We start from the raw sequence: 7,161 nt of genomic DNA, 5'->3' as shown, positions 1-7,161 counted from the left end.
CCGCCCGCCGCTCTCCGTCTCGGGCACCCGCTGCACCCGGTGCACGCCGCTCTCATACTTCATCCTGGAGTAGGCGCCCTGCCCGGTGATCGTGAACTGCACCTCTTTCATGCCGCCGATGCCGATTTCATCCACGTTCAGCGTCTCCACCTTCCACCGCTGGCCCTCCGCGTAGTGCACGTACATCCGATAGATCTCCGCCGCGAACAGCGCCGCCTCGTCCCCTCCCGCGCCTGCCCGGATTTCCACGATTACATTCTTGTCATCATTCGGATCCTTGGGAAGCAGCAGGATCTTCAGCTCCTGCTCCAGCTCCTCCACCCGCTTCCTGCTCTCGCCCAGGGTCTCCTTGATCATCTCCCGCATGTCTTCATCGCTCTCCCCCTCCAACAGCTCAAGGGAGTCCTCGATTTCCTGCCTGCACTTCTTATATTCCGTATAAGCGTCCACGATGGGCGTCAGGTCGCTCTGCTCCTTCATCAGCTTCCGGAACCGCTCCTGGTTGGCGGTCACGGTAGGCTCGTGGAGCTCGCTCAGAATCTCCTCGAACCGAATCAGCAAATCCTCTAATTTATCGAACATATCTCCTCTCATTCTGCCGCCGAGACGGCTCTTCATCCTCTCACTCTGCCAGACCGCGGGCCTTTTCCTGTCTGCCCGGCGCCTGTCCCGTCATCCCGAGCCTGTCATTCCCCCCGGATACCCACGGTGTCCGCCGCTCAGCCGAATCCAAGCGTCCCCCAGACCACCCTGTCCAGTCCGGCATAATCCTTTACCACGGCCACCTCCAGGAATCCCGCTTCCTCCAGGAGCCCGCTGACAGCCTCCCCCTGGTCGTATCCGATTTCCAGGAAAAGCATCCCGCCGCCGCAAAGATGCGCCCTGCAGCCCTCCAGTATCCTGCGGTAGAAGGCAAGCCCGTCCTCCCCGCCGTCCAGGGCCAGCACAGGCTCGTGCTCCCGTACCTCCGGCATCAGGCCAGGAATCTCCCCGCTCCGGATATAGGGCGGATTGGACACGATGATGTCGAATCTCCCTTCTATGCCGTGGAAGAGGTCGCTCTCTATGAACGAAATCCTCCCCTGCCTGTCCTCCGCACATGCAAGATCCGCCCCACAGCCGTCCAGGACCTCCGTCCCGTCCCGCATCCAGGCGCAGGCCGAGGCCCCCAGCAGCCTTTCCGCGTTCCCTCTGGCCACGGCCAGGGCCTCCCCGGAGATGTCCGCTCCCACCCCCCGGCAGTCGTTGGAATAGTGCAGGAGGCTTATCAGGATGCAGCCGGATCCCGTGCACATATCCAGTATCCGCATGCCGTCGTGGAGGTTGCGCAGCGCCTCCTCCACCAGGACTTCCGTATCCTGCCTGGGAACCAGCACATGCCCGTCCACGGCGAATTCCAGCCCCATGAAAGCCTGCACCCCTGTGAGATGCTGGAGGGGGATTCTCCCCTTCCGCCCGGCAATCAGCCTTTCATATTCCTCCTGCTCCCCGGCGCTCCGCTCTCTGTCCCCGTGGGCCAGCAGGTCGCTTCGGTCCGTACCGCAGACCCACTCCAGGAGCAGCCTGGCATCCAGCTCCGCCTCCGGGACTCCCGCCGCTTCCAGCGCATCCCTTCCCCGGCGGTACAGTTCCCCATACGTCATATGTCAGCCTTCCCCTGTCTCCAGATCCTCCGCCTCATATCCGAAATTGTCCCTCAGATACTGCTTCCAGTCAAACACCGCCTCCACTGCGGCAATCGCCACCTCCACCATGCTCTCGTCCGGCTCCTTGGTGGTCATCCGCTGGATGGCCATGCCCGGCGCGGACAGAATCTGTATGAAAATATTGTCGGTTCGCCCCGCCAGCCGGATGATCTCATAGGAAATCCCGGCCACCACTGGCATCAGCGCAATCCTGATGGCCACCCTGGCCACCGGGTTCTCCACCCGGATGAAGAAGAACAGCACGATGCTCACCAGAAATACGAAAAAGATGAAGCTGGTCCCGCATCTCTTATGGAGCCTGGAACTGCGCATCACATTGGACGGCGTCAGAGGCCTTCCCCTCTCGATGCAGTTGATGCACTTATGCTCCGCGCCGTGATAGCGGTACAGCCTGCGGATATCTTTCATCAGGCTGATGCCCCAGATATACAGGATGAAAATCAGGATGCGCACCACGCCCTCGATGATGGCCATCAGGGACTGGTTGCGCAGGGAGTTTTTCAGCAGGGATGTCAGGTAATAGGGCAGCACCACGAAAATGCCCAGGGCCAGCACCACCGCGAAGCAGGTGACCAGAGCCGACATCAGCTTCTCCCCTGTCTCGTTCTTCGGCTTCTGCTGCCCGGAATCCCCTTCTTCCCCGCCCGGCTCCTCCTCATAGAAGGAGGCCGAGAAGTTCAGGCACTTCATGCCCAGCACCAGGGAATCGATGAAATTGAAGATGCCCCTGACGAAAGGAATCTCCTTCACCTTGCTGCCGGGCAGGATGCCCCTGTGGTTGTCCACCTCCACGGAGATGCCCCCGTCGGGACGCCTGACGGCCACCGCGTACTTCTCCTTGTTCTTCATCATGATGCCCTCCAGCACGGCCTGCCCGCCGATGCCGGAATAACGGCCCTTCTTTGCCATACTCTTATCCTCCGATATTTCCATCTCAAATAGCTTTAGCTATGGCCCTTCTCAAAAAAGCCGTCCGCTAAAGCTGCCCTGAATGTCATTGTAAAAAAGGTTGAGATGCAAGCACACCTCAACCTTTCCTGCGATTCCCATGACCTTATTTCACGCCGTATTTCCGATTGAACTTCTCAATACGCCCGTCAGCCCTGGTCATCTTCTGCTGGCCAGTGTAGAAGGGATGGCATTTGGAGCATACTTCTACGTGAATCTCAGGCTTTGTAGAGCCGGTCACGAAAGTATTGCCGCAGTTACATGTCACGGTTGCCTGATAGTACTTAGGATGGATTCCTTCCTTCATCTCGTTCACCTCTTCTATGATATCTTCGCAGCTGCGAAACCCATAATATTTGACGTTCACATCCGCACTGCTTATGGAACCACAAACAGCGATATCATTGTAGCATAAGGGCCATGGACTTGCAAGTCCTATTTTAAATAAATTTGTTTCTTTTTCATTTTTCCTGTTTATACTGCATAGCGCTGAATACTGCCCACTGCAATCATGCGATTGAACCAGTCAGCATCATGCAGTCTGGTTTCACGGCAAGCGAAATCGTTAAGCAGTATATTTTACGGAAGCCTTCAATCTTCCGTCCTCCACCGATATCACCACCGTGTCGCCGCTTCCCACGCCGTCCGACAAAATCAATCTGGCCGTCAGGGTCTCCACATGCTTCTGGATATACCGCTTCAGGGGCCTTGCGCCGTACACCGGGTCATAGGCATTGTCCACGATGAACCGCTCCGCTTCCTCCGTCAGCTCCAGGCTTAAGTCCCTGTCCGCCAGACGCCGGTTCAGGTCGGCGACGATCAATTCCACGATGCCGCCGATGTTCTCGCGGGTCAGCGGCTTGAACAGGATGGTCTCGTCCAGGCGGTTCAGGAACTCCGGCCTGAAATGGCTGCGCAGGTCGTTCATCACCAGCTCCTCGGCCTTCTCGTCTATCTGGCCGTCGGGCCGGATGCCCTCCAGGAGGTAATTCGCGCCGATGTTGGAGGTCATGATCAGGATAGTGTTCTTGAAGTCCACCGTCCGGCCCTGGGAGTCCGTGATGCGGCCGTCGTCCAGGACCTGGAGCAGCACGTTGAACACATCCGGATGGGCCTTCTCGATTTCGTCAAAGAGCACCACGCTGTAGGGCTTCCTCCTGACCGCCTCGGTCAACTGGCCGCCCTCCTCGTATCCCACATATCCAGGAGGCGCTCCGATCAGCCTGGACACGGAGTATTTCTCCATGTATTCGCTCATATCGATGCGCACCATGTTGTTCTCGTCGTCAAAGAGGCTGGCTGCCAGGGACTTGGCCAGCTCCGTCTTGCCCACGCCGGTAGGCCCCAGGAACAGGAAGGAGCCGATGGGCTTGGAGGGGTCCTTGATGCCCGCCTTGGAGCGGATGATGGCCTCCGTCACCTTGGTGACGCCCTCGTCCTGGCCGATGACCCGCCTGTGGAGCTCTTCGTCCAGGTGCAGCGTTTTGTTCCGCTCACTCTCGGTCAGCTTGGTGACGGGAATCCCCGTCCAGCGGGAGATGATTCTGGCAATCTCGTCCTCGGATACCTTCTCCCGAACCAGAGAGCGCTCCGCGGCCCCGGTCTGCTCCTCCTGCTCCAGCTGCTTCTTTAAAGCAGGCAGCTTTCCGTAGCTCAGCTCCGCCGCCTTCTCCAGGTTGCCCTCCATCTGGGCGATTTGGATCTCGCTGTTCACGGCGTCTATCTCTTCACGTAATTTCGACAGTTTCTCCACGGAGGTCTTCTCATTGTCCCACTGGGCTTTCCTGGAGGCGAAGCTCTCCTTCTCCTCCGCCAGCTCCTTCTGGAGATCCGCCAGGCGCTCTTTACTCAGGCGGTCGTCCTCCTTCTTCAGGGCCGCCTCCTCGATCTCCATCTGCATGATCTTGCGCTGCAGCTCGTCCAGCTCCGTGGGCATGCTGTCCAGTTCCGTCTTGATCAGGGCGCAGGCCTCGTCCACCAGGTCGATGGCCTTGTCGGGCAGGAACCTGTCGGAGATGTAGCGGTTGGAGAGCACGGCGGCGCTGACCAGGGCGTTGTCCATGATCTTCACGCCGTGGTACACCTCGTAGCGCTCCTTGATGCCCCGGAGGATGGAGATGGTGTCCTCCACCGTGGGCTCCTCCACCATCACGGGCTGGAACCGCCGCTCCAGTGCCGCGTCCTTTTCGATATACTGCCTGTATTCGTCCAGTGTAGTCGCGCCGATGCAGTGCAGCTCTCCCCTGGCCAGCATGGGCTTCAGCATGTTCCCGGCATCCAAAGCCCCGTCGGTCTTGCCCGCGCCCACGATGGTGTGCAGCTCGTCGATGAAGAGGATGATCTGGCCGTCGCTGTTCTTCACGTCCTCCAGCACCGCCTTCAGCCGCTCCTCGAACTCGCCCCGGTACTTTGCCCCGGCCACCAATGCGCCCATGTCCAGGGCGAATATCTTCTTGTCCTTCAGGCCCTGGGGCACGTCCCCCCGGACGATTCTCTGGGCCAGGCCCTCCACCACTGCGGTCTTGCCCACGCCGGGCTCGCCGATCAGCACAGGGTTGTTCTTGGTCTTCCGGGACAGGATGCGGATGACATTGCGGATCTCCGTGTCCCTGCCGATGACAGGGTCAAGCTTCTGGTTCCTGGCCTTCTCCACCAGTTCCTGGCCGTATTTCTCCAGGGTGTCATAGGTGGCCTCAGGGTTGTCGCTGGTGACCCGCTGGTTCCCCCGGACGGTGGACAGAGCCTGGAGGAAGCGCTCCCTGGTGATGCCGTACTCCTTCCAGATCTGGGCGATCTCCCGGTTGGGGTTCTTGATCATGGCCAGGAAGAGGTGCTCCACGGACACATACTCGTCTCCCAGCTGCTTCGCCTCGTCCTCGGCGTTTACCAGCACCTTGTTCAGGTCTGCCCCCACATATACCTTGCCGCCCTGGACCTTGGTGCGCTTCGCGATCGCCTTCTCCACCCGGTCCACGAAGTGCTCCTTCTGGATCTCCATCTTCTCTATCAGCTTCAGAATCAGGCTGTCCTCCACCTTCAGCAGGCTGTAGAGCAGATGCTCCTGTTCGATTTCCTGGTTCCCGTACTCATAAGCCAATTTCTCGCAGCCTTCCACGGCCTGCATGGATTTCTGGGTAAATTTCTGTATGTTCATGTCTGCCTCCCTCTCAAAAGCACCGTGTCAGCGCAGGATAGCCCCATATGCAGCGCTCTGGTGTCCATTTGATTCCTTTATCTGTTCTATAACTAATATAACACTATTTTTTCCAAAGTCAATAAACAAAGCATAAAACCATAATAAAATATTTTATATCCATTTGATTCTATCATATACTTAAAGCGTCCGCATTCCTAGCACTAAATTTCTGTTCCGCAACATTTTTGTAAGTATGAAAGTTTATCCTGCTGATTCATGTAAAATCGCAGCAAAACCAATGATAAATTTTGACTTTATGCGTTGCAATCCTATTCTATTTATGTTAAGATAAGACCACTTCAAAAAATCTGTTTTTTCAGGACAGCGGGGCAAATCCCCCGTCATGTAGCAACCGTCCCAAGAAGGGGCTGAATCCGGGCGTTTTGCCTGAAGGTATCCGTTGACGATTGATATTGACAGGCGCACGGGGCAACAGACTGTTCCCCATCCGCCTACCGAGAAAAGAAGGCATGGCATGGAACAGGAAACGAACGGGAAGACAGGGAAAGGAAATCGATATGCAGACATCGCGATATTTTAATACGGAAGGCTGCTGCAAGCCCAGTATCCATTATATGGTTCCGCTAGCGGACAGGCTTGAGACCATCAGGGAATTCTATATAAGCCGTGGCAAATACTTTGTAATCAATAGGGGCAGACAGTACGGCAAGACAACGACCCTGATTGCCCTTGCGGACTATTTGAAGGACGACTACGCCGTAATCTCCATGGACTTTCAGCTGATGAGTACCGCCAGCTTTGCCGATGAGCCGACCTTTGTGGTATCTTTCATAAAATATCTTGAAGAGCTGGTCTGGGATGGGGACAATCTGGCGGCTCTGTCTGAAAACGAAAACTATCTTAGGCTGACTGCGCTATGCGGCCAGGAAAGACCATCGCTGGATGAAATGTTCCGCTGTTTCAGCAGAATATGCAGAACGGCCAGCAAACCAATCGTCCTGATTATCGATGAAGCGGACAGCGCATCCAACAATCAGGTATTTATCGACTTTCTCGCACAGCTTCGGGGATACTATCTCGCAAGGGACAGACGGCCAATTTTTCATTCCGTCATTCTCGCAGGCGTCTACGACATCAAAAACCTGAAATTGAAAATACGTCCGTCTTCTGACCATCAATACAACAGTCCATGGAACATCGCTGCGGATTTTGACGTAAGCATGGGGTTTTCAGCGGTACAGATTCGGACGATGCTGGATGCATATGAATCAGACCATCAGACCGGAATGGACACCGCGCTGGTCGCGGATAGATCGGAAGAGCGTCGTGTAGGGAAAGAGTGTAGATCTC

5 protein-coding genes are annotated in these 7,161 nt (G+C 56.6%); all 5 read right to left on the bottom strand.

The annotated features are described in order from the left end of the window. Positions 1-582: PCRF domain-containing protein (locus Q2B33_RS22470; RefSeq protein ID WP_300914265.1), on the bottom strand; the 582-nt coding region annotated here is incomplete at its 3' end. Between the two features lie 137 nt (positions 583-719). Beyond that, entirely contained in the window at positions 720-1,643 is a 924-nt protein-coding gene (locus Q2B33_RS22465; protein WP_300565224.1) for a HemK/PrmC family methyltransferase, read from the bottom strand. A gap of 3 nt (positions 1,644-1,646) precedes the next feature. After that, positions 1,647-2,615, bottom strand: a complete 969-nt coding sequence (locus Q2B33_RS22460) for a DUF1385 domain-containing protein (protein ID WP_300565226.1) — start codon at positions 2,613-2,615, stop codon at positions 1,647-1,649. Positions 2,616-2,760: 145 nt separating this feature from the next. Beyond that, complete coding sequence (gene rpmE / locus Q2B33_RS22455) at positions 2,761-2,961, bottom strand: 50S ribosomal protein L31 (RefSeq protein ID WP_251209293.1); 201 nt, start codon at positions 2,959-2,961, stop codon at positions 2,761-2,763. A gap of 258 nt (positions 2,962-3,219) precedes the next feature. Beyond that, positions 3,220-5,808 (bottom strand): ATP-dependent chaperone ClpB, encoded by a 2,589-nt coding sequence (gene clpB, locus Q2B33_RS22450; RefSeq protein WP_300565228.1) that lies wholly within the window; start codon positions 5,806-5,808, stop codon positions 3,220-3,222. Positions 5,809-7,161 lie beyond the last annotated feature (1,353 nt).

It is taken from the genome of uncultured Acetatifactor sp. (assembly GCF_948601915.1).
Lineage (GTDB): Bacteria > Bacillota > Clostridia > Lachnospirales > Lachnospiraceae > Acetatifactor.
The sequence above is the reverse complement of the archived record's forward strand: the minus strand, read 5'-3'. Positions and strand labels throughout refer to the sequence as shown.

What these genes read in the sequence shown, in the direction of transcription:
- Q2B33_RS22465 (WP_300565224.1), bottom strand. Translation starts at nt 1,643, where the DNA reads ATGACGTATGGGGAACTGTACCGCCGGGGAAGGGATGCGCTGGAAGCG.
- Q2B33_RS22460 (WP_300565226.1), bottom strand. Translation starts at nt 2,615, where the DNA reads ATGGCAAAGAAGGGCCGTTATTCCGGCATCGGCGGGCAGGCCGTGCTG.
- rpmE (WP_251209293.1), bottom strand. Translation starts at nt 2,961, where the DNA reads ATGAAGGAAGGAATCCATCCTAAGTACTATCAGGCAACCGTGACATGT.
- clpB (WP_300565228.1), bottom strand. Translation starts at nt 5,808, where the DNA reads ATGAACATACAGAAATTTACCCAGAAATCCATGCAGGCCGTGGAAGGC.